The organism is Psychrobacter sp. AntiMn-1 (genome assembly GCF_001854065.1).
Classification (GTDB): domain Bacteria; phylum Pseudomonadota; class Gammaproteobacteria; order Pseudomonadales; family Moraxellaceae; genus Psychrobacter; species Psychrobacter pacificensis.
The window spans coordinates 1,460,281-1,483,743 of the sequence record NZ_CP012969.1; the positions used below are offsets into that span (position 1 = coordinate 1,460,281).

The 23,463-nt window shown below is 44.5% G+C and carries 16 protein-coding genes and 4 tRNA genes; 5 read left to right on the forward strand and 15 right to left on the reverse strand.

The genetic code is table 11. The features are described from left to right. Nucleotides 1–27: 27 nt before the first annotated feature. Nucleotides 28–1,521, reverse strand: a complete 1,494-nt coding sequence (locus AOT82_RS06140; protein ID WP_071002254.1) for an amidase — start codon at nt 1,519–1,521, stop codon at nt 28–30. 233 nt (nt 1,522–1,754) lie between these two features. Continuing rightward, on the reverse strand, nt 1,755–5,084 hold the full coding sequence (locus tag AOT82_RS06145) for a DNA translocase FtsK (protein ID WP_071002255.1): 3,330 nt from the start codon (nt 5,082–5,084) through the stop codon (nt 1,755–1,757). Between the two features lie 837 nt (nt 5,085–5,921). Between AOT82_RS06145 and trxB the strand changes: the two genes are divergently transcribed. From trxB to AOT82_RS06160, 3 genes are read left to right on the forward strand one after another with little or no spacing between them, the layout of a single operon-like run. Then, complete coding sequence (trxB, locus tag AOT82_RS06150; protein ID WP_071002256.1) at nt 5,922–6,944, forward strand: thioredoxin-disulfide reductase; 1,023 nt, start codon at nt 5,922–5,924, stop codon at nt 6,942–6,944. Further along, nucleotides 6,945–7,757 carry a leucyl/phenylalanyl-tRNA--protein transferase gene (gene aat / locus AOT82_RS06155; RefSeq protein ID WP_071002257.1) on the forward strand — a complete coding sequence of 271 codons (813 nt, stop codon included), beginning with the start codon at nt 6,945–6,947 and terminating at the stop codon, nt 7,755–7,757. It begins immediately after the preceding gene. Between the two features lie 33 nt (nt 7,758–7,790). Beyond that, the gene (locus AOT82_RS06160; RefSeq protein WP_058023725.1) at nt 7,791–8,225 is read left to right on the forward strand and encodes a MerR family transcriptional regulator; all 435 of its coding nucleotides are present in this window, start codon (nt 7,791–7,793) and stop codon (nt 8,223–8,225) included. Nucleotides 8,226–8,304: 79 nt separating this feature from the next. On the opposite strand, the gene rimI is transcribed toward AOT82_RS06160, so the two are convergent. The 13 genes from rimI to AOT82_RS06225 all read right to left on the reverse strand — a co-directional run bounded on the left by rimI (nt 8,305) and on the right by AOT82_RS06225 (nt 19,591). After that, nucleotides 8,305–8,796, reverse strand: coding sequence for a ribosomal protein S18-alanine N-acetyltransferase (gene rimI / locus AOT82_RS06165; RefSeq protein ID WP_071002258.1), 492 nt, complete (start codon nt 8,794–8,796; stop codon nt 8,305–8,307). A gap of 290 nt (nt 8,797–9,086) precedes the next feature. Beyond that, complete coding sequence (locus AOT82_RS06170; RefSeq protein ID WP_071002259.1) at nt 9,087–9,614, reverse strand: peroxiredoxin; 528 nt, start codon at nt 9,612–9,614, stop codon at nt 9,087–9,089. A 268-nt stretch (nt 9,615–9,882) separates the two neighbouring features. Next, entirely contained in the window at nt 9,883–11,073 is a 1,191-nt protein-coding gene (gene tuf, locus AOT82_RS06175; RefSeq protein ID WP_071002260.1) for an elongation factor Tu, read from the reverse strand. A gap of 275 nt (nt 11,074–11,348) precedes the next feature. Further along, on the reverse strand, nt 11,349–11,666 hold the full coding sequence (locus AOT82_RS14095) for a DUF6122 family protein (RefSeq protein WP_071002261.1): 318 nt from the start codon (nt 11,664–11,666) through the stop codon (nt 11,349–11,351). Nucleotides 11,667–11,877: 211 nt separating this feature from the next. Next, nucleotides 11,878–11,952 (reverse strand) — tRNA-Thr (locus AOT82_RS06185). A gap of 103 nt (nt 11,953–12,055) precedes the next feature. Continuing rightward, a tRNA-Gly gene (locus tag AOT82_RS06190) sits at nt 12,056–12,129 on the reverse strand. An 85-nt stretch (nt 12,130–12,214) separates the two neighbouring features. Continuing rightward, a tRNA-Tyr gene (locus AOT82_RS06195) sits at nt 12,215–12,298 on the reverse strand. 67 nt (nt 12,299–12,365) lie between these two features. Further along, nucleotides 12,366–12,441, reverse strand: a tRNA-Thr gene (locus AOT82_RS06200). Nucleotides 12,442–12,635: 194 nt separating this feature from the next. Further along, nucleotides 12,636–14,132: an anthranilate synthase component I gene (trpE, locus tag AOT82_RS06205; RefSeq protein ID WP_071002262.1), complete on the reverse strand. Its 1,497-nt coding sequence runs from the start codon at nt 14,130–14,132 to the stop codon at nt 12,636–12,638. A 237-nt stretch (nt 14,133–14,369) separates the two neighbouring features. Then, nucleotides 14,370–15,578: an FHA domain-containing protein gene (locus tag AOT82_RS06210; protein ID WP_071002263.1), complete on the reverse strand. Its 1,209-nt coding sequence runs from the start codon at nt 15,576–15,578 to the stop codon at nt 14,370–14,372. A gap of 116 nt (nt 15,579–15,694) precedes the next feature. After that, nucleotides 15,695–16,549, reverse strand: coding sequence for a DUF3298 and DUF4163 domain-containing protein (locus tag AOT82_RS06215; protein WP_083328872.1), 855 nt, complete (start codon nt 16,547–16,549; stop codon nt 15,695–15,697). Between the two features lie 362 nt (nt 16,550–16,911). Continuing rightward, nucleotides 16,912–18,507, reverse strand: a complete 1,596-nt coding sequence (locus tag AOT82_RS06220; protein WP_071003680.1) for a peptide chain release factor 3 — start codon at nt 18,505–18,507, stop codon at nt 16,912–16,914. A 181-nt stretch (nt 18,508–18,688) separates the two neighbouring features. Beyond that, nucleotides 18,689–19,591 carry a hypothetical protein gene (locus AOT82_RS06225; protein ID WP_071002264.1) on the reverse strand — a complete coding sequence of 301 codons (903 nt, stop codon included), beginning with the start codon at nt 19,589–19,591 and terminating at the stop codon, nt 18,689–18,691. A gap of 254 nt (nt 19,592–19,845) precedes the next feature. Here AOT82_RS06225 and AOT82_RS06230 point away from each other — a divergent pair, with 254 nt between their 5' ends. Both AOT82_RS06230 and polA read left to right on the forward strand, forming a co-directional pair. Beyond that, nucleotides 19,846–20,259, forward strand: coding sequence for an organic hydroperoxide resistance protein (locus AOT82_RS06230; RefSeq protein WP_071002265.1), 414 nt, complete (start codon nt 19,846–19,848; stop codon nt 20,257–20,259). A 223-nt stretch (nt 20,260–20,482) separates the two neighbouring features. Then, nucleotides 20,483–23,461: a DNA polymerase I gene (polA, locus tag AOT82_RS06235; RefSeq protein ID WP_071002266.1), complete on the forward strand. Its 2,979-nt coding sequence runs from the start codon at nt 20,483–20,485 to the stop codon at nt 23,459–23,461. The last annotated feature ends 2 nt before the right edge of the window (nt 23,462–23,463 follow it).

Genomic DNA, 23,463 nt, shown 5'->3' on the forward strand with positions numbered 1-23,463 from the left:
TATCTAATTAAAGCACACAAACCAAACCTACTTCTCAAAGGCAGGTTTGGTAAATAAACCCGCACGCTCCATCTCACCTGCCAGACTAAATAGCGTCGCCTCATCATTCATACGCCCAATCAGCTGCATGCCAATTGGTAAGCCTTTTTTACTCATACCGACCGGCACTGACATTGCTGGCAATCCTGTGACATTGCCCAATAACGTAAAGCCCATTTTTCCTAGCACAGGGGCGCTTAGCTTTTCGATCATGCCTGACTTAAAGGCATATCTACCCATGGCAAACCCTTTATTGAGCACCCCAGCGCTACGCATCATCATCTCATCCATGCGGCTGGGTGGTAGCACGCCGTGTTTGACCGCAGGCGTCGGTACCGTTGGGGACAAAATCATATCGTAGGTTTCTAATAACAGTCCCGTCTGATACTGACTGTTATGCCAACCGTGTTTGGCATGAACCAAGTCCACTGCTGATAGCGAACGTCCGAGTAGCGCCATATTGTAGGTTTGCGGCTCTAGGTTTTTGATATGGGCGGGCCCAAACTCGCGCTCGATATTATCAATCGTAAAGGCGGTATGCGCGCAGACCACGACGATAAAGTCATGCCAAAACTGCTCGATATTAATATTTGGCTCAGCGGGTATCACTTGATGCCCCATCGATTCTAGCTGCTTAGCGGTTTGCTCCAGTACAGCAAGTACTTCTTTGTCCACTACGGTATTGGCAATCAATGGCTGCTGCTGTAACGCGATTTTCAATGGCCTTGGCGCGCGCATCGCCGCCTGCAAAAACGTGCCGTCTGGCGGCGCAATGACATAAGGCGCGCCAATCTCTGCACCACTGGTGGCATCGAGCATCGCGGCACTATCACGTACCGAACGCGTAATCACATGATCGGCCACTGCCCCATCCCACCCTTCACCAAGATTAGGGCCAAGTGGATTGCGACCACGGCTTGGTTTTAAGCCAAACGCACCGCACCAGGCAGATGGAAACCGTATCGAACCGCCACCATCACCGCCGCCTGCCATCGGTACGATACCGCTCGCCACTGCCGCGGCACTACCACCTGACGAGCCACCAGAGCTATAGCCTTTTTTAAACGGGTTGTGAGTGGCGCCATGGGCTTTTGGCTCAGTGGTGATAATCAAGCCAAACTCTGGCGTATTGGTTTTGCCAAAGGTATTGACGCCTGTCGCTTTCATGCGTTTGACGATTTCGCTGTCTTTTTCTGAGAGGATATTGACGCTGCGGCTGCCCATCGTAATAGGCTCACCTGCGAAGCTAAATGATAAATCTTTTAGCAAATACGGCACGCCAGTAAATACGCCAGAAGGCAGTCCTGCCTGCGCCGCGTTGTAAGCGCGCTCATCGAAGCGGTGAATAATGGCATTTAGCTTGGGATTGAGTTTATTGGCCTGATAAACGGCGGCGTCTAATAGCTCCTTTGCACTGACCTCACCTGAGTTAACCAGTGCCGCTAAGGCGAGTGCATCGTACTGGGTATATTCTTTAAACATAACCAACCTTCCTTGGAGAGTAATTGTAGTAAGAATTTTTAAATATCTATTTCATCAGTAACTGTCAGTTTATTATAAAAAACCACGACTTATGGTTGATAAACAAACTCACTGGTCATTTGAAAGTTTTGGTAGCTTATTCGCTTATGAGTGAATTAATCTTGAATCTCTTTCACAAAAAAAACGAGCCATTTTCATGACTCGTTTTTTCATTATTCATTCAATACTAAGCACTACATTAACAGTTCGCGCTTACCACTTTTGCCCATCGAGCTGACCAGTCCAGCGTCTTCCATTGAGTCGACAATGCGCGCTGCACGGTTATATCCGATACTGAACTTACGCTGGATACTAGAAGCTGAGACCTTACGCGTTTCCATAATAAAGGCGACGGCGTCATTATATAGATCATCATCTTCACCAGAGGCATTAGCCGTGCTACCACCGCCCGGACTAGATAGCTCAAAATTTCCTGCCATGTTGTCAATATAATCGGGCGCACCGCGCTCACGCCATGCGTCACAGACACGGTTGACCTCTTCATCACTGACATAAGCACCGTGCACACGATCTGGTTCAATCTGACCTGGCCCCAAGAACAACATATCACCGTTACCGAGCATGTCCTCAGCACCGCCACTATCCAGAATCGTACGCGAATCGACTTTTGAGTTGACACGTAGTGCTGCCCGTACTGGGATATTGGCTTTAATCAAACCCGTAATGACATCGACTGATGGGCGCTGAGTAGCTAGCATTAAGTGAATACCAGCCGCACGTGATTTTTGTGCCAAGCGCGTGATAAGCTCTTCGGCTTGCTTGCCCACCTGCATAATCATATCGGCAAACTCATCCGCGACGATGACAATCATGGGCAGCGTTTTGAGCTTTGGCGCTTGGCTAATACTCACGCTATCATTTGGTCGCCATAACGGATCGAGCATTGGCTTGCCTGATTTCTCTGCCGCGATGACTTTTTTATTAAACTCGTTGAGCTTACGAACCTTGAGTAAGCTCATTAGCTGATAGCGACGCTCCATTTCGGCCACACACCATGACAAGCTGCTAGCGGCCTCGGTCATGTCAGTAACAACTGGGGTAAGCAGATGCGGAATGTCATTATAGTTGGCAAGCTCCAGCTGCTTTGGATCAATCAAGATGAGTCGCAATTGATTGGGTGTGTACTTGAGTAACATCGATAATAGCATTGAGTTGACCAATACCGATTTACCAGAGCCTGTGGTACCAGCGACCAGCATATGCGGGGCACGCGCCAGATCAGTAATAATGGGGTTACCGCCAATGTCTTTACCCATCGCCATGCTGATTTGTGCTTTAGGGTCTTTGAACATCTCGGTACTAAGTAGCTCGATTAAGCGCACCATTTCACGTTTTTTATTGGGCACTTCGATACCAATATACGGCTTACCAGGGATGACCTCGACCACACGCAAAGAGGCCATCGATAGTGAGCGCGCCAAGTCACGTGAAATACCAGTAACTTTGCTGGCTTTGACACCAGCCGCCAGCTCCACTTCAAAACGAGTCACCACAGGCCCTGGTATGGCATTAACTACAGAGGCTTTTACATTGAACTCTTGTAGTTTGATCTCAAGCAGCTCAGATAATTGTTCAAGCTCAGCAACGGTATAGCTAGGCTTACGGTCAGGATCAGGCTTGTCCAATATAGACACTTCTGGAATAGGGGTTAGGCTACTGCGATAGGCAGCCGTCTGCATCGAGCGTGATTTTTGACTGAACGCCGCATCGTCACTGATATGCGGCATAACGGGTGCACTATCGTCAGTACTATCCTCCTCCGGCATCATGTCAGTGATATGGTTGCTACTATCACCTTCTGGTACCGCAAAGCTGACAGAAGGTTTAGCTGGGGCTACAGGCTGCGTATTTGAGGCCGAACTGACCGCTTCCACAGTTGGCGCCGCTTTTGGATTGGCAGGCGGCGTATTGGTCGGTGTCATATCCGAAATTTCTGATACTGATGCGGCCACCTCTACTGATGGCTGAGCCACTGTGACCTCAGGTACAGGCGATGACTCATTACGTTGTAATAGTTCGGACTGTGCAGCAGAGAGCCCATAAGAGTCGTCACTTAGAATGCTATTAGTGGCGTCTGACGTAGGCCTTGATAGCTCTTCTTGCGGAATTTGATTAGTGACATTAGTTTCCTCAGCAGTAGCAACCGACGATTTTGCAACAGGTTCTGATATATTGCCATGCTCCGCCAACCATGCTTCTGCCAACTTATCGACATTCTCCGTTATATCATCTGGGTGAGAGTCTTCCGGCTCAGTAATAGCCTGATTGACAGCTTGAGCATTCGTTGATTCATCCATTGAGGATTGAGTAGCTAGCTCTTGATTAGATAAATCTGATTGAGTTTCGGTTTCTACCATCGGTGCTGCCACAGAGGTTTGTACTGCTTCTTCTAGTGACACGTCAGTGACGACTTCACTCTGTGCATAGTTAGGCACAGTAGAATTATCTATGCTGTTAGTGCTATAAGCCATCTGTTCACGCGCGAGCAAATTATCAACCGTATTTGCATCATTCCATGCAAAGCTTGGCTCGACTTTGCGAACAGGCGCTGCGATAGGGTTTGGTATCGTTGATGTGTTGGTGTCACTGACTGTACTGCCAACCGTAGCATTAGCGGTCGCTGCGACCGCGTATGGTGACTCACTTTTCTCATCGCTAGACGTTGCTGCTGCTTTTGCTGTCGCCATAGATGCTTTCACACTATCAGCCAATCCGGACGTCGACAAAAAATCTGATAATACATTGCTGAATCTGCCACTATTATCTACTGCGTGAACACTATTCGCATCGTCAGCTGATTGCAACTCAAGTGGCAGCTGCTCATACTCGGCTGTTTGATTGGGATTTCCCTCTTTGATACTGTCACGGTCTTGCGACACCTCACTTTGCTCATCCAACTCGGCAGCATCTTCTTTATTTTTTAACCCTGAGCCAAGCCAAGATAGTGCTGTAATCTTCTGATATATAGAGAGCCAATGGATGTTAAAGGCAAAGGTCGCGGTAATCACAACGAACACCGCCAAGAAAACCACACTGCCCCACTGCGATAGCAACTGTGCCAAACGTTGCTGCAACTCAAGACCGATGATACCACCAGCCACGCCTTCAAGTCCCGTTGATGCAGGATTGGCTACTTGCTGAATTAAGGCAACCAGTTGTGCAAATAATGCACTGGCGCTCAACAGCAAAAACACATAAGCGACCAGTCGCATGAGCCAAAACGTCGGCTTATTGTCCCACCAAATAAGGATAGACTCATAAACCACAAACGCTAAAAACCACCATGCACCATAGCCAAAAAAGCTATAGAGCAAGTCGGACAACCAAGCGCCCGTCTGGCCACCCATATTGTTAATAGTCGTCATATCACTACTGATATGCGACCAGCTAGGATCATTGCCTGTGTAAGTCATTAAAATAACAAACAAATAAACAGCCAGTATTAGCCCAAGGAGGGTAAATATTCCCTTTTTTAAATACTCAATAAGCGGTGCTGATATCACGTAAAATCTGCCTTGTTGTTAATACTAAATGGTCGCCAGTGCATGACTAAGTCTAATCATGCTGACATAAAGTGCTGACATATAAAGGTACCTAGCAAAGTGTTTGGTTGAGATTCACCTCTCAAAAGGCCTGAGCATAGCAGTCATCGCTTAAGCTCTATCACACTTGGCATAACTTCTTATAATAACAAATACATAGGTACAGTGGCGACACTCTTATAAAGAAAGCGTGCAAGAAAGTAAATCAATGTACGATTTGCGCAAAAAATCTGCGAATAATCCAAAAGTTACTAGGGCGTATTGAACATTCGACCATGGCACTGACAGCGACTATTTTTTAGGCGATTCGATGTTAAAAATAATAAGTTTAGTCACTCTAAGCGCTTATTTTTAACGATGAAGTGGCAAAAAAGAGTCCTGTCCCCTGCTTTTATCGTTGGGGCTGATGCTAAAATTGCCCCATACTGCGTTACAAATCTCGCTAAGGCATCTGCATTATCGTCGCTTTGTGCCTTGTCTGGAACCATTTTAGCGATCAGCAGTGCCTATTTGCGAATGTTCAACACGCCCTAACAGAATACTGCTAACAATTTTGTATAGACCCCATAAAATACCAGCTGTTTCTAGCACGAGTATTTCAAGGTTATCATGCTTTGATTCTAATGATAGCTGTGTTTGTTTTAGCAAACTTGCACTTTTTGCTATCTACCCTTATGTTATTATCACACAGCAATTAGAAAAACCATATTAGTAGCAACGCTTGACGTTTTTTATTAGATTTATAACTCATATTTTTCATTCGTATATTTAGTTCGTATATTTAGAAAGGAACCACTTATGGCAACTGACACTACTGCTTCACGTCACGAAAAGCTCATCATTTTAGGCTCAGGTCCTGCCGGTTATTCGGCTGCGGTCTATGCGGCACGCGCCAACCTTAAACCTGTTATGGTAACGGGTATTGAAGTGGGTGGCCAATTAACCACCACCACCGAAGTCGATAACTGGCCAGGCGATGCGCATGATTTGACCGGTCCTGCATTAATGGAGCGTATGAAAGCACATGCTGAGCGTTTCGGTACAGAATTGGTTTATGATCATATCAATGATGTTAACTTGAATGTACGACCTTTTGAGCTGTCAGGTAACAACGGCACCTATACTTGTGATGCCCTGATTATCTCAACAGGTGCCTCTGCTCAGTACCTAGGTCTAGAATCAGAAACCAAATTTAAAGGGCTTGGCGTATCCGCTTGTGCCACTTGTGACGGTTTCTTTTATAAAGATCAAAAAGTCGCTGTGATTGGCGGTGGTAATACAGCCGTTGAAGAAGCCTTATACCTCTCTAACATTGCTTCTGAAGTCACTTTAGTGCATCGCCGTGATAGCCTGCGCTCTGAAAAAATCCTACAAGACAAGCTGTTTGAAAAAGCCAAAAACGGTAATGTCAAAATTGAGTGGAACCATCAAGTCAAAGAAGTTGTCGGTGATGACATGGGCGTCAATGGTGTCGTTATCGAATCAATGATTGATGGCAGCACCAAACAACTGGATGCAATGGGTATGTTTGTCGCCATCGGTCATAAGCCTAATACCGACCTATTCAAAGGTCAATTGGATATGAAAGATGGCTATCTGGTCGTCAATAGTGGCTTGAATGGTAATGCCACGCAGACCAGTATCGAAGGGGTGTTTGCCGCAGGTGACGTGGCTGATCATGTCTATCGTCAAGCCATTACCTCTGCTGGTACTGGCTGTATGGCAGCGCTGGATGCTGAGAAATATTTGGATGCTATCGGTGAGACAACGGCGAAAGACCATACCTATGCGTCAACGCTGACTGCTGATCAAGAAGACTAAATGAATAACTTTGCGCAGCACGGCGATCATGATCAATACATCACGCCTGAGACTTTACAAAGTCTTGGGCGTTATGACTTTCCTGATCCTATTTCTATCGATCCTGAGGGCATTGGTATTGTCGCGATGGGTGGCGATCTTGCACCCGATACATTAATATCTGCTTATGCACAAGGACTGTTTCCATGGTTCAATGAAGATGAGCCTATCGCTTGGTGGTGTCCTGAGCCGCGTTGTGTGATCGTCCCATCTGATTATCAACCGAGTAAGTCACTGCGCAAGCAAGCAAGTCGCACGCGTTGGCAACTAACACTCAATCAAGCTTTTGATGACGTCATACATGCCTGTAGTCTGCCGCGTAGCGATGGTCTTAATAATGACCTGCCCGAACGCGAACACACTTGGATTCATGAAGAGATGATTGAGGCTTATACCAAACTGCATGCGCAAGGATTTGCCCATAGCATTGAGGTGTGGGACGAGACAGGTCAGCTCATTGGTGGATTATATGGGCTAAAGATCAACGGCATCTATTTTGGTGAATCCATGTTTCATCGTGCCTCTAATGCGTCAAAACTCGCGTTTTGGGGGTTGATGCGCTTATGTGAGCAAAGTCATGTTGCACTTGTCGACTGCCAGTTACCTAATGATCATCTCATGAGCTTGGGTGCCACTACTCTACCGCGTCCTGACTTTCTTGCTCAATTAGATCGCTTAATAAGCAGTCGCTCCATCAATTGGCACAATAATTTTCATCAGCCATTGGCCGTATCCCTTCTCGATACAGCAAATCCTTGGCAGCATCAATCATGAAATCTACAAAAGCTAAAGAGTTAAGAGAATTTTATGGCGCTTGATACCTCATTTCTGCTAATCGGAGAGCTGGCAGCAAAAGCCAATACAACCAAAGACACCGTGCGTCACTATGAACAGTTGGGCCTATTAAGGTCGCGTAAGCGTCAAGCAGGCTCACGTTTATATACTGAGTTTCATCCCGAGTGCGTCGAGCGTATTGAGCTAATCAAAAGCGCGCAAGCCATTGGTTTCACCCTTACTGAAATCAAAAACAGCTTAAACGATTACTATGATGGCCAATTGGATATTGATTTGCAGCTCATGCTGACTCAGCAAAAGCTAGAACAAGTCAGGAAACAGCAAGCCAATATAAGCGTGATGGTAGAATTATTGAGCGAGCGTATAGATGTTCTTGCACGGATGAAAGCAGACAGCAATTATCAGTTAGACACTAATATCTGTAAGAAGAAAATACCATCAAGTTAAACACGATAACGTTGGTTGAGATAAATAATTTATCTTTAAAGAAACCACGCTTATAACTCCTAATGAGAATTTACTCTCTTCACTCACCATAGACATGTTGCATGATTAACGCATCAATTGCGGACTGATTCGGTGACTTATAATAGCCTTTGCGTCTATGAATGATTGCAAATGCTTGCTTTTCATATAACGCTATCGCAGCATGATTGTCTGCTCGTACTTCTAATAACAAATTTTCCACCTGATTACTCTGCAATACTTCATGCAACTTATCAATAATTTGTGAAGCAATGCCTTGTCGTTGATAATCAGGATGCGTGCCAATACGCAAAATCTCTGCTTGCTCAAAAATCACTTGATAGAGGCAGTAGCCAATGACTTTATTATTATCGGCTTTATCTTCTTGTTTATAAACTATGAGCATATGCATACTATCTTGCGCGAGCATCTCAGCCAACGACTGCTCAGTCCATGCGTCGTGCGGCTGTACGAGCGCTTCGATATTTGCAACGGCTTGAAGCGCTTGTTGCCGCTCTGATGTATTGATTGCTAATTTCTTTATAATAAACACCGCTTCTCCCTTTATTTTTCTTATGCAATAAACGCTATCTTATCGTCATTTTTATAATTACTCAGAAATGACATTATTTATGTCATAAATACCCGCTTTCGCGCCTCATATTTAACACTATCTTAGGTATTTCTTTTAATATTGCCAAAGTTTTTGTAGAAAACATAAAAAAACTGCTTAGCCCTTATACTTAAGGATTAAGCAGTTCAACAGTATTTGAGCTTCAGCATTCAAGTATTTATCGACGCCTGATGATACCAGTCAAACGTCAACACACTTAAGAATTGTGATTAAGCATTACTTTTCAGATATTCTAACATGGTATCTGCATCTGACACTTCAAATGGGTCTGTTGAGCAGTTGTCACCGAAGTTAGGTTCTTTGAACACCTTTTTGATTTCTTTATTATCCACATACATCGAATATCGCCATGAACGCATGCCAAAGCCAAGATTGCTCTTATCCACCAGCATACCCATCTTACGAGTGAACTCACCGTTACCGTCAGGAAGTAAGAAAACGTTTTCACGGTTTTGCTTCAGGCCCCACTGGTACATAACAAAGGCATCGTTAACAGAAACACAAACAACTTCATCAACACCTAGCGCTTTAAACTCATTGTAAAGCTCTTCATAGCGAGGCAAATGACTGGTTGAACAGGTTGGTGTAAAGGCGCCAGGTAGTGAGAATACCACTACTTTTTTATTGGCAAATAACTCGTCTGTGGTTAGATCATACCATTTGAATGGGTTTTCACCACCGATAGATTCATCACGAACACGAGTTTTAAAAGTTACATCAGGTACATGGGTAATCATTATTTACTCCGATTTAAGTTATTGTGTTTTTATTTTTAAAATCCTGCCATTATATAATAAGGGTTATAGCTATCTATAAGCAAATCTTTAATCTACTGTATATGAAGCAGTCCTTGTAACTTATAGCTTTAGAATTTATTTTTTCAAATGAGAGAAAAACCCTAGTATTTAACTCCTTCTCCTCATTCACACCCCCAAAAAAAAAGCCACCCTAGATAGGGTGGCTTTTTTATGACTAATTCATAATCTCATTACTGAGACTTAAGTCTTAGTTCAATACGTTAGCAACAACACCAGCGCCTACAGTACGGCCACCTTCACGAATAGCGAAGCGTAGACCTTTGTCCATAGCAATTGGGTGGATAAGCTCTACGCCCATCTCAACGTTATCACCAGGCATGACCATTTCAGTACCGTCTTGTAATTGGATTGCGCCAGTTACGTCAGTGGTACGGAAGTAGAACTGTGGACGATAGCCGTTTAGGAATGGTGTGTGACGACCACCCTCTTCTTTTGACAGTACATATACTTCAGCGTCAAATTTGGTGTGAGGCGTGATTGAACCTGGCTTCGCTAGTACTTGGCCACGTTGTACGTCTTCACGCTTAGTACCACGTAGTAGTACGCCACAGTTTTCGCCAGCACGACCTTCGTCAAGCATTTTACGGAACATCTCTACACCAGTACAGGTGGTTTTTTGAGTGTCACGGATACCAACGATTTCGATTTCGTCACCAACTTTTACGATACCAGATTCAACACGGCCAGTTACTACGGTACCACGACCTGAGATTGAGAATACGTCTTCGATTGGCATTAGGAATGCTTTGTCAACGTCACGCTCTGGCTCTGGGATGTAGGTGTCTAGTACGTTTAGTAGTTCTACAACGGCTGGTTGGCCGTATTTTTCTTGTGAGCCTTTTAGGGCTTCAGTAGCAGAACCGTGGATGATTGGGGTGTCATCACCTGGGAAGTCATAGTCGTTCAATAGTTCACGAACTTCCATTTCTACTAGTTCTAGTAGTTCTTCGTCATCTACCATGTCACATTTGTTCATGAATACGATGATGTATGGTACGCCAACCTGACGTGATAGCAAGATGTGCTCACGAGTCTGTGGCATTGGGCCGTCAGTTGCTGATACAACTAAGATTGCGCCGTCCATCTGAGCGGCACCTGTGATCATGTTTTTAACATAATCGGCGTGACCTGGGCAGTCTACGTGTGCGTAGTGACGTGTGTCTGTGTCATATTCTACGTGTGAGGTGTTGATGGTGATACCACGTGCTTTTTCTTCTGGTGCTGAGTCAATAGACGCGTAGTCTTTTGCTTCGCCACCAGAAGTGATTGCAGCTACGGTTGCGATTGCAGCGGTAAGGGTGGTTTTACCATGGTCAACGTGTCCGATGGTACCGACGTTGACGTGTGGCTTGCTACGTTCAAACTTGGCCTTTGCCATGGGTATTTCCTCTTTTTTTGGTGAATGATCAATAAAAAGCTGTTTAATGGCTCATAATAAAACTAACTCATCATAAACCTAGCTATCAACCGCACGAACCACTGCTTCTTATCAAACAGCACTTCGAACTAATTTTTGTATCCGTTATTATACGCCGGCTTATCCTCAATAGTCATACATCTCTTGCTCGAAACCTATTTTTCTATTATCTAAAGAGGTCTTAAATATGCTACTGCTTATAACCGTTTAACGGCTCGATGTGCAAAGCTATTATATCAGCTAGATGACATCATCAAACAATCCGTAAAATCCGTTAACATATGAAAAAGCAATCCAATCCCAATGATGTTAAAAGGCTTACGAAAAAAGAGCAAAGCAACATATACCAGCATCGCATAATACGTATGTAGCGGATGAAAATTAATGCTACATCTATTAGCCTGAAAGATCGGGTCTGCTACTAAGTGATCCAAATCAACTAACATAGTCGCAAGCAATATCAGATATGCTTTTTTCCACTCTTTCTTAAAAAATACAACTGCGATAACGAGAGGGAAACCAAAATGCAAAAAGTAATGTATAAACGTTTGCATACTCGTTTACCAGTTTTAATTCTGTTGATATCGAATCATCAAAAGCAATATTTATTAATATGCTGACAGCACTAAAAGGCAACACCTCAGTGTCACCTTTAAATCGTTACCTGTCGTACTAATTTTATATGTTTCAATATTTTATATTTTCGATATCGACGCAAAGCTATATATAAATAGCAAAACAAGCATAGAGGATTTACATAATAAATGGAGCTCATATCGAGAATTGAACTCGAGACCTCTCCCTTACCAAGGGAGTGCTCTACCGCTGAGCTATATGAGCGTATAGTGTAAACCTTTGAGCTGCACTAAAAAAAATATCACGATACAGTAGTAATAACTGATGTCGTGATGAATAATTAATAGGCTTTGCGATGGTGTATATATGGAGCGGGTGGCGGGAATCGAACCCGCGTCATTAGCTTGGAAGGCTAAGGTGTTACCATTATACCACACCCGCATTTACTCTAATCTTAATAACTCTAGTTGAGAGTTAGAAACTATATAGAGCATGCTTGGCGCTATAACAAACTTTTAAAAAAATATGGTGGTGGGAGAAGGATTCGAACCTTCGAAGCTTTCGCGACAGATTTACAGTCTGTTGGGTTTGACCGCTCCCCAATCCCACCTAAGGGTGCTTTGAACAAAAATGACTCTCATTTAAGACAAATTCATAAAAAGCTACTTTAAAAGAGATGGTGCCGACTGCCGGGATCGAACTGGCGACCTACTGATTACAAGTCAGTTGCTCTACCAACTGAGCTAAGTCGGCTTGTTCTCTCTAAAGTGGTGGCTATTCTATCAAATATTTTGAGATGCGCAAGCCCTTTTTTATCTTTTTTTTTATTATTTTAATAATAATATTCAAGCTACTGATTACGTTGTTATTTTTTTGATAGAAAAATAACAACGTAATTGCTCTTCTGATCTGTTGTGATTATATGCGCTGCATAGCTGGCTATATAACTAGCGAATGCGTAGTCCATTACAGGCCATTTTTACCGCTTTGACCAACGCCAATGCTTTTTTATTGGTTTCATCCCACTCCGCTTCTGGCACAGAATCAGCAACAACACCTGCGCCTGCTTGGATATGGATTTCACCGCGGCGCATCACTGCTGTACGAATAGCAATGGCGGTATCCATATTGCCATTCCAACCTAGATAGCCCACTGAACCACCAAATACTGTCCGACGTACTGGCTCTATCTCATCAATGATTTGCATCGCGCGAATCTTGGGCGCGCCTGATAGTGTACCCGCTGGAAACGTGGCACAAAATACATCTAGCGCGTCTTTATCAGACCTTATCATACCCTCCACATTGGACGCGATGTGCATGACTTGTGAGTAGCGCTCAATAAACATCTTGTCTGTAACTTTGACACTGCCATATTCACAAACACGGCCGATATCATTGCGACCCAAATCAATAAGCATTAAGTGCTCGGCAGTCTCTTTTTCATCAGTGAGCAGCTCTTGTTCAAGTGCCAGATCCTCCGCTTCATTCTGACCACGCTTGCGCGTCCCTGCTAGTGGCCGTACGGTGACTTTACCGTTTTCGATACGGGACAGGATTTCAGGAGAAGCGCCAATGATATCAAAGCGTTTGTGATCATCAAGCGTATAGCCATGCACCAAAAACAGATACGGCGATGGATTTAGATAGCGTAATGCACGATAGACGGCTAGAGAGTCGCCTGTGTAATCTGCCGTCAACCGCTGTGCTGGAACCACCTGCATGACGTCGCCTGCTGCGATATAGTCTTTTATTTTCTTAACGTCGCTGCAGTACTTTTCCATACCGGTTTGCGAGATAAATTTTGGTGTGGGCATCACTGGCGCGGACAAATTGGACGGTTCTGCCAACTTCTCTTCGATTTTTTCCAACTCACGGATAGCTAAGCTGTAGCCCTCCTCGGTTTGACAGTCAGCATAGACGATGATCGATAAGGTATTTTCTAAATTATCAAAAACAATGACACTCATGGAAAGCATCAGCCACATATCTGGCATTGACATTGGATTGGGTGCGTCAGATAGGCCCACACTAGGCTCAATGATACGTACCATGTCGTAACCAAAGTAACCGACTAGGCCGCCGCTAAAACTTGGCATGGTGGGCACATCTTCAGAAGTCGGCATTCGATACTGCACCATCAACTGACGGATATAATCAAAAGGATTCTCTACTGCTGCTGTATCGATATGATCGTTCCGCTTGGTAGTCATATTGCCATCAGCGTACTGTAAAATAAGATCACTACCCAAGCCGATCATCGAGTATCTTGCCCAGCGCTCACCGCCTACCACAGACTCAAACAAATATGCAGAGCCGTTTAAATCACGTACTTTGGAAAACACAGACACTGGCGTCTGTGCATCCATCAAACGTTTTTTGACTAAGGGTGCATGACTAAAACCCCGATCTTTAAACGCTTGATATTCTTGGAAAGTCATCATAGTAACGCTCTCTTAGCAGCAGAATGGCAAAAAATAAAACAGTGGACTGAACCATAAAATATAGCGCCAACACCGTATTTGAATGTTAGCGCTATAAAAAGCAGTTTGTCTGAATGACGATTCATACAGCAGTTAAGTTCAGGCCTCAACCTTCATAAACTAACTGAGCTAACGGACTGCTTATCAATCAGGATAGCTATGGATAAACGCTCGTATTCAAACTACGGATCGATGTCCCTACATAACGCCCATGTTAAATAGCCATAATGCCAAGCCAATAATCAAAATGACAGCAAATACCCATATAAACCAACCACCGCTAGATTTTTTCTCTACTTGTCCTGTATGAGCTGGATTACTGATTTCTTGATCCATGGCATTATTGCCTTGGGTGCCAAGATCATGATCCCGCCCTAAATTTGCCGTACCCGAAAACTGCGCGGTCGCTGCTTGCTTGGCTTTTAAGACATCAGGATCGGCTTCTTCTTGTAATTCAGTCTTTGTCGTTTTGTCGTGCTCTTCACTTACTACTGGTTTTTCATTTACTACAGGTTCTTCACTTACTGTTGGCTGCGATACTGATGGTTCATCATCAGTAGATACTGTTGGGGTCAACGGCTCTGCAGTCGTCACAGCTTCTGACTCCGTTACAGTTGACTCAGTCGCCGCTGATACAGGCGTTTCAGATACAGGCGTTTCAGATACAGGCGTTTCAGATACAGGCTCTGACTCTTCTGGTGCTGTTTCAATCGATGCAGGCGTAGCACTTTGTGCAGCCGACAAGACATCCTCAATACCAGTCTCTTTAACTACTGGCTCTTGAGGCACTGGTTCAGCCACTTCCGCTCTGTCAACTACAGGCGCACTTGCTGAATCTACTACGGTGTTTGAAGTAGTATCGACAGATGGACTCTCTGCATCCTCTGCAGTGGGTAAAATCTCTTCAATATTCGTTTGCTTTACGATTGGCTCGCTGACGATATGCTCTTCGATGATATATTCATCATGCAAATTCTCAGTAGTTTCTGCTGGGGCAGTCTCATCACTGACACTACTTACTGTATCGTCCTTTATGACTGGCTCTAGTGTCCCATCTGCTGTAGCAGCGACAGGCGCTTGTACCTGAAAGCTAAAGCTTGCAAATCCAAGCGTATCCTCAGCCTGTAGAAGGTTTGATTCGTTGCCCGCGATACGTCGATCATTGATAAAGGTACCGTTAGAAGAGTCTAAGTCTTTTACGTATAACTGACCATCAAGTATGCTTAGAATGGCATGATTGCGAGATACTTGCTTGCTGCCGAGTACCACATCATTGTCACCGCCGCGACCTACAGACAAGCTATCCTCGACTGTCAGTGTCAGATCGCCCAGTGCCTCTGTTAATGCATTTAATTGCCATGTGCTGGCTTGTGCTGCCGTGCTCACACTATCTGTATTATCCGTCATCTTGTTACTCCTTATTTTTTCTATTAATTTTCAAACGATTTTAAGCAAATTACTGTCAATTTTTATTCACTGATCACTCTATGATAGAGAGCATAATTAGTGGTCATGTGCTTGATCTATTTTGGTATAAAGTGAGGCTTGATGACCTTATCAAGCTGGCTATACGGAATGCTCAATACCGGCATACCGTAGGCGTATGGACCGATAGAATAGTGCTGATACCGAATGTTAATCCCTGTCTCTGTCAAGGTCACATTGTCGCTCAACATAAACGGCCAGCTTTTCTCATAGCTACTGACATCATCAGCGACGGTCTTTACCCATGCTTTATACGCATCATGCGCGAGTGCTTCAAAACGAGGCTTTTTGCCTTTGATCAGCATGTCATCAAGAGTGACTTGTTTTTTGGTGGTCAGATCAAACGTTAGATACTCGCTATAAGGCATGCCGTGTGCACCACCAGTAAAGACGTAGGAGTTGATTTCGAACAGCTCAAAGTTATTGACGTGACCCAAGTAATCAGGCGTCACCATCAAGCTATAAGCCCACGAAACCTCTTCAGGCATATCTTGAAACTGCGATGTCGCAAAGTCATTAATCGCAGCAGTTACGTCTTCCTGGCTGCTTTTCGTCTTAATAGGTGCTGACTCAGTTGGCTTGCTATTCACCACCAAATTATCAATACGTGCATTGACTGTCTTATCTATCCAACCATGATTTGTCTTAAGGTATTTAATCTCAATTTCTGGGCAATTATCACGCTCAGTACACATCTTTTGAATTTTTTCTGGTAACTGATAATCGAGATACTCTGCTGAGCTGATAAGGCTACCTGCATTTGCGGACAGACTAGCGGCACCCATCAGTAAACCGCTTGCTAAGAGACCAATTCGCCGTGTACGCCCTACTCTGCCTAAAGAAATATGCGTCAGCGTGAACCTATTAAGATGAGATTGAACCATAGCTTTCATGCATCCTCTTTTATAAATATAAAATGTTGTAATACATTCTACCGTAACAATGACGCTGTATTGTAGGAACACTGTTTGTGTTTTTGAAGTGTTGCTATAGTCGGTTCACTATAAAATCGATACAATAAGATTACACGCTATTTTGCGCAGCCTCTGGAGACGTAGTCACAGCAAGCAAGAAAAATAGCGTTTAATCAAATGAATTTATTATCCTGTATCGTTTTTATTTAGACTTAACTATAATCACTCAAAACCTCTCTTGACTCATTTGCCGCATAAATAACGGACAATAAAAAAGACACGGCTAGCGTGTCTTAATCATTGAACAATAAGCGATGCAGGTATATTTGATACAAATAATCTTAATGCTCACGCGTGCTGCTAAAGGTGATCTCTGGATAACGATCTTGCATCAATTGTAAGTTGACCCGTGATGGCGCAAGATAAGTCAGATAACCACCACCATCGATTGATAACTGGTCATGGGCTTTTTTCTTGAACTTTGCCAAAGCCACGTCATCATCGCAGTGAATCCAGCGTACAGTGGCAATCGATACTGGCTCAAAGGTACATTGCACTTTGTATTCTTCTTTGAGACGATGCGCGACCACTTCAAACTGTAGCACCCCAACCGCGCCCAAGACCAAATCATTATTGATTTGCGGCATAAATACCTGCGTGGCACCCTCTTCACTTAATTGCTGTAGTCCTTTTTGCAGGGCTTTTGATTTAAGCGGATCTTTTAGTACCACGCGGCGGAACAATTCAGGAGCAAAATGAGGAATACCGGTAAAGCTCAGCTCCTCGCCTTCAGTGAAGCTATCACCGATAGAGATCGTTCCGTGGTTATGCAAACCAATAATATCGCCCGGATACGCCTCTTCTAATGCTTCACGGTCGCCTGCCAAAAAGGTCAAGGCATCGGCAATACGAACGTCTTTACCCAGACGCACGTGCTTCATTTTCATGCCCTTCTCGTACTTGCCAGAGCACACGCGCAAGAAGGCGATGCGGTCACGGTGACGTGGATCCATATTTGCCTGGATCTTAAAAACAAAACCTGTGAAATCGGTCTCGGTTGCTGATACTTTACGCTCAGTCGTTGGATGGGCTTTTGGTGGTGGCGCGTATTTGACCAAGGTATCGAGTACCATATTGACACCAAAGTTACCCAATGCCGTACCAAATAAAACTGGCGTCATCTCACCTGCCAAAAACGCCTCTACATCGAACTCTTCTAGCGCCATCTGTACCAGCTCGAGTGACTCTTCAAAAGCGTCAAACATCAGCTGACCTAGACGCTCGCGGATATCAGGATAATCATAGCCTTCACGCGTTTCAGAGACGGTCATCTTGCCGCCATTGCCTTTCTCGTATAAGTAGGTTTTGTCTTCTGCAAGGTGATACACCCCAACAAAATCCTGTCCCATGCCAATCGGCCATGTGACGGGCACGCATTTAATCTTTAGTACCGCTTCAATTTCACTCAGTAGCTCAAGCGGCTCACGAATCTGGCGATCGAGCTTGTTGACGAACGAAATGATTGGCGTATCGCGCATGCGACAAACTTCCATCAGCTTGATGGTTCGTTCTTCGACACCTTTTGCGCCATCGACCATCATCAGTGCGCTATCCACGGCAGTCAAGGTACGATAGGTATCTTCACTAAAGTCGGCGTGACCTGGGGTGTCTAGTAGGTTGACCATGTGGTCTTTGTACGGGAACTGCATGACAGAGGTGGTGATTGAGATACCACGCTCTTGCTCCATACTCATCCAATCTGAAGTGGCATGACGATCGGTCTTACGGCCTTTGACTTCGCCCACTACCTGAATCGCTTGTCCCCATAACAGCAGCTTTTCGGTCATGGTGGTTTTACCAGCATCGGGATGCGAGATAATGGCAAAGGTGCGGCGCTTGGCCACTTCTTTGTTGAGTTTTTTTGGATCTACGCTCATAGTTTTCAGCTTCAACAGTTGTGTCATTTAGAAGTTAATCTAAATAAATAGAATCAATAATGAGCGTATTGTAGCCGATTTCGCGTTAGGGTGCAGAGTTCACGCACAAAAAACACGCTCTATCAGTCAGACAAAGCGTGTTAACAAAATTTTTAACCGTCAGCGTAGGGCTTGCTTGATTTTAATAATAGCGCTTGATTTGCTCCGCTAAGAAGTCTCCTGCGACCTCATTGACAAGCGTACAATCCACCACGCCAAAGCGGCTATCTATATTTGGATCGGTGCTACCTTTGGCAACATAATTTGCCTCATAAATATCCTTCCCATATTCAACACCACTATATTCATAGGCAGGTTGATTTTTGTATGCAAAGAACATCACTTGCGCCGCTTTTTGCTTATTTGCTATACCAACACCAAACTGAGAGGTCATATGATCTCTGTCGTCACTAAAGCGTTGTTTAGCAGCTTCGATCCATTTCTCCAATGACGAATAGCCTGTCTTATTTTTGTCATTGAAAGCCAAAAATGAGCGCTCGCTTGTCACGACTGGAATGTAACAAACGGAGCCTTCAGGGAAAGCAACATCGGATGGAATTTCTGAGTAGTTGCTCAAATCGGTGAGAATACCGCGGCGCTCTTCAATACTCGTGCCCGCGCTATAACTGCGGGTCGTTAAGCCCGACAAGTTCAGTGTTTGATAGGTGGTTTGATAGTCCAGTTTGTTATTACTGTTTTTTTCATAAATAGGACGCTTGACCGTGCGACCATTGACTTCGATGTCTTTGTTTTCGAGTCGACCTTCGAAATTATCTGCCAATATGGTTCTGTCTAAATCATTGAGACTCTGGTTGCTATAACTGTTGATGAGATTGGTGGTTTTGATCTCGCGTGCGCCTGTACGATAGGTCTCATCGATGCGTGCAATGGCAGTATCGTTGGCCTTACTATCGTAACTATTGGCAAAGCTCGTCAACGTAATATTGTTGCTATCAGAACCATAACTGGCGTCATCTACTTCACAGCCTATGAGCGCAAGCATTGTCCAGAAGAAAACACCAGATATCGCAACCACTCTATTCATCGAACAATGTCCTTATGATTTAGATTTTTTATCACCCAATTTGATGATATTAATATGACCAACCACATGGCTTTGGTCATTTTGTTTATTAGCACCAGCAGGTATTGCTACTGTAGAGAGCTCCAAAAGTCATATTTACAAACTTGTCGTAAAGATTTACTACCGACTTACTGAGCTGTTTTAATGATTTGTTATCCTAGGTTGGTTATTTGGCTTTACCACGAAAATCTAAAAACCAAAACAAAGGATGTGTTATGAAAACTTTATATTCAACCAAAGCGACTGTTACTGGCGGCCGTGCAGGTTCAGCAAGCTTAAGTGACAATGACCTGACTATAAACATGGTACCACCAGGCTCTGGAAAAGAGGGCAATAACCCAGAACAGCTATTTGCCATGGGATACAGTGCCTGCTTTGATGGCGCCCTTGCAGCTGTTAAGCAAATGGAAAAAGCAAAGTTTGATTCAACCACTTCAATTGAAGTAGATTTGCTTCAAGGCGAAGGCCATGACTATAAACTGGCTGCTAAAATTCATGTCATTGGTGAAAATACAGAATTGTCAGCTGACGAGTTTCAACAGTTGGTCGAGAAAGCGCACCAAGTGTGCCCATATTCTAAAGCCACACGCGGCAATATCGATGTTGAAGTCACCTCAGAAGTAAAGTAACGCATTATGAGACTCATTATCAATGATTAATTAAGAAAGTAGTTAATTAAAAATACGTTAATTATAGAAGAACTCAGCTGGTCTGGGTTCTTTTTTTGTTTGAAATTTTGGTGTAAAAATAAAACTGCCAGAACATCTCGTAACGGTTAAGCAGTTCGGCACGCACTGTTTTTATCGTTATAATAAGGACATATTTTTATCTAATAGCTGATAAGTGACTTTTATGACTGATAATATAGCTGACAATACCGCCGATCACGACCACAACTCCCATCAAGCACTCGATCCTAAAACCTTACCGAATTTTGACGACATGCCTAACGTCGCGCTGATGGATACCAGTCATGTAGACAAAGATCAGCCGCCCTTTATCTTAGTCGACGGCTCGTATTATCTGTTTCGCACCTATCATGCCCTCCCAAAGACCATGCAAAACTCGCAGGGTCTAATCACCAATGCGATTCGCGGTACCTTGAATGCGCTGCTAAAACTGATGCGTCGTTATCACCCTACTCATATGGCTGTATGCTTCGATACCAAGTCACCGACTTTTCGCCATCATATGTCGTCTGACTATAAGGCCGCTCGTCCGCCTATCGATATAGAACTGGTAGAGCAAATTCCTTATATTCATCGTTTGGTTAGCGCCTTGGGTATTCCGCTATTACGTATTGAGGGTGCAGAGGCCGATGATATCATCGGTACACTTGCCTATCGTGCTGTCGAGCAAGGTCACCATGTGGTCATCTCAACGGGTGATAAAGACATGATGCAGTTGGTTAATGATTGCGTCATCTTAGAAGACAGCTTTACTGGTAAAGTCACGGATACACCAGCGGTAATCGATAAGTTCGGCATTAACCCAAACCAAATGATTGATTTTTTGACGCTTATGGGCGACAGCTCTGACGGTATCAAAGGCGTGCCAGGTATCGGTAAAAAGACCGCCAAAGACTTGTTGGTTGAGTATGGTGACATCGACAACATGCTCAAGCACATTGGCTTTATCAAAGGCCGCGGCGCAAAAGGTTTGATCGAACATGCCGATGACATTCCTTTTAACAGAAAGCTTGCTACCATCGTCACCAATTTGGAAATCGGCCAAGACTGGAACGACTTAAAAATAAATACCGACCCTTGTGCGCATATAGAGGAGCTTCGCGCCCTATATACCGAGCTTGAATTTAGAAATGAGCTGGCATCTCTTGATCATCCAAACCACCCTGCGAATGGCGCGCAAAGTGTCGCTGATAGCCAAGCCAATGCTGAGTCACAAGCGCAAGTTGCCAAATCACTGCAATCGACCAACACTGATAATATGACGGGCAGTAACCATCAAGATAAAGCGTGGCACACTGTGCTCGATGAGCCAGCATTTGATAGCTTGGTCGAATTATTAGAAGCAGCGCCGCACTTTGTCATTGATACCGAAACCACCAGTGTTCATTGGCGCGAGGCGCAAATCGTCGGGCTGTCTTTTGCGGTGCAAGCGCATGAAGCCTATTATATTCCGCTCACCCACCGCTTAGAAGGTGATGAGCTAACAGCGAAACAACTCGACCGCGATACCGTACTGGCGCGCTTAAAGCCTGTGTTAGAGAATCCAAATATCGGTAAAATCGGACAGCATCTAAAGTATGATGCGCATATCCTTGCTCACTATGATATTGACTTAGTCGGTGCGATACATGAGCAGCCAAATAACTGGGCGATGGATACCATGCTGGCAAGCTACGTCATCAATGCGGCAGCGACTCGACACGGTATGGACGATTTGGCACGCCATTATCTGCAAACGCAGACCATTAGCTTTGAGGAAGTCGCAGGTAAAGGCGCGAAGCAAGTCACCTTTGACCAAGTGGCTATCGATATCGCCAGTGACTATGCTTGTGAAGACGCTGATATTACTTATCAGTTATTTGACGTGTTCAGCGTTGAGCTGGCAAATGATACCAATAATGCCAAATTGCTACACGAGCTCGAGATTCCAACGGCAGAGATACTTTGCCAAATGGAGGCACATGGTATTCTCATCAAACGCTCTTTCTTAAACGAGCTATCAAAACGCTTTGATGAAGAAATCATCGCCCTAGAAAAACGTGCTTATGAAGTGGCTGGCGAAGAGTTTAACTTAGGATCACCGAAGCAGCTTGGTGAGATGCTGTTTGACAAGCTTGGCGTGCCGGGCGGCAAAAAAACCAAATCTGGTCAATACTCGACTGGTGAAGCCGTCCTATCAAAAATCGATCACCCATTAGTCGATATCACCTTAGAGTATCGCGGGCTGTCTAAGCTAAAAAGCACTTATACCGATGCACTCGATAATGTTGCAGATGCTGAGACCGACCGCGTGCATACCAGTTACCATCAAGCACTGACCAGTACTGGCCGTCTGTCATCAACTGATCCTAACTTACAAAATATTCCCATTCGTACGGCGACTGGCCGCCTGATTCGCCAAGCCTTTATCGCCCCAGAAGGTCGCGTAATCTTGGCCGCGGATTATTCACAAATCGAGCTTCGTCTCATGGCGCATTTCTCAGGTGATAAGAACTTGACGCATGCCTTTAACGAAGGCCTAGATATTCATGCTTCGACTGCTGCTGAAGTGCTTGGCAAGGATGTTGCGGACGTTACCCCAACTGAACGCCGTAATGCCAAAGCCATTAACTTTGGTCTGCTATACGGGATGAGTGCCTTTGGACTTGCCAAGCAATTACAGATGAGCCGCGGTGAAGCGCAAGACTATATCGATATGTACTTTGAGCGCTATCCGGGTGTCAAAAACTATATGATTAATACGCGTGCTAGCGCGTACGAGCAAGGCTATGTCGAGACGATATTAGGCCGTAAACTCTATACCCCTGATATCAATCATAGCAATCGTATGGTCAAGCAAGGCGCTGAGCGTGCCGCAATCAACGCGCCGCTACAAGGATCTGCCGCTGATTTGATTAAGCTTGCCATGATTGCCGTTGATAAGGTATTGCCAAAAGATCAAGCCAAAATGCTGCTGCAAGTCCATGATGAACTGGTGTTTGAAGTGGATGCCGATAAGGTAGACGCGGTTAGCCAATTGATTACCGATGCCATGCAAGATGTCTTGACGACTACGGCCGTAGATAAAGGCTGGCATGTCGACTTTGCTGTACCGTTACTGGTTGAGACTGATAGCGGTCAAAACTGGGATGAGGCGCATTAATC

Excerpts from the sequence above, each read along its gene's own strand:
- AOT82_RS06140 (WP_071002254.1), bottom strand. The coding sequence starts at position 1,521 with ATGTTTAAAGAATATACCCAGTACGATGCACTCGCCTTAGCGGCACTG.
- trxB (WP_071002256.1), top strand. The coding sequence starts at position 5,922 with ATGGCAACTGACACTACTGCTTCACGTCACGAAAAGCTCATCATTTTA.
- aat (WP_071002257.1), top strand. The coding sequence starts at position 6,945 with ATGAATAACTTTGCGCAGCACGGCGATCATGATCAATACATCACGCCT.
- AOT82_RS06160 (WP_058023725.1), top strand. The coding sequence starts at position 7,791 with ATGGCGCTTGATACCTCATTTCTGCTAATCGGAGAGCTGGCAGCAAAA.
- AOT82_RS06170 (WP_071002259.1), bottom strand. The coding sequence starts at position 9,614 with ATGATTACCCATGTACCTGATGTAACTTTTAAAACTCGTGTTCGTGAT.
- tuf (WP_071002260.1), bottom strand. The coding sequence starts at position 11,073 with ATGGCAAAGGCCAAGTTTGAACGTAGCAAGCCACACGTCAACGTCGGT.
- AOT82_RS14095 (WP_071002261.1), bottom strand. The coding sequence starts at position 11,666 with ATGCAAACGTTTATACATTACTTTTTGCATTTTGGTTTCCCTCTCGTT.
- trpE (WP_071002262.1), bottom strand. The coding sequence starts at position 14,132 with ATGATGACTTTCCAAGAATATCAAGCGTTTAAAGATCGGGGTTTTAGT.
- AOT82_RS06210 (WP_071002263.1), bottom strand. The coding sequence starts at position 15,578 with ATGACGGATAATACAGATAGTGTGAGCACGGCAGCACAAGCCAGCACA.
- AOT82_RS06215 (WP_083328872.1), bottom strand. The coding sequence starts at position 16,549 with ATGAAAGCTATGGTTCAATCTCATCTTAATAGGTTCACGCTGACGCAT.
- AOT82_RS06220 (WP_071003680.1), bottom strand. The coding sequence starts at position 18,507 with ATGAGCGTAGATCCAAAAAAACTCAACAAAGAAGTGGCCAAGCGCCGC.
- AOT82_RS06225 (WP_071002264.1), bottom strand. The coding sequence starts at position 19,591 with ATGAATAGAGTGGTTGCGATATCTGGTGTTTTCTTCTGGACAATGCTT.
- AOT82_RS06230 (WP_071002265.1), top strand. The coding sequence starts at position 19,846 with ATGAAAACTTTATATTCAACCAAAGCGACTGTTACTGGCGGCCGTGCA.
- polA (WP_071002266.1), top strand. The coding sequence starts at position 20,483 with ATGACTGATAATATAGCTGACAATACCGCCGATCACGACCACAACTCC.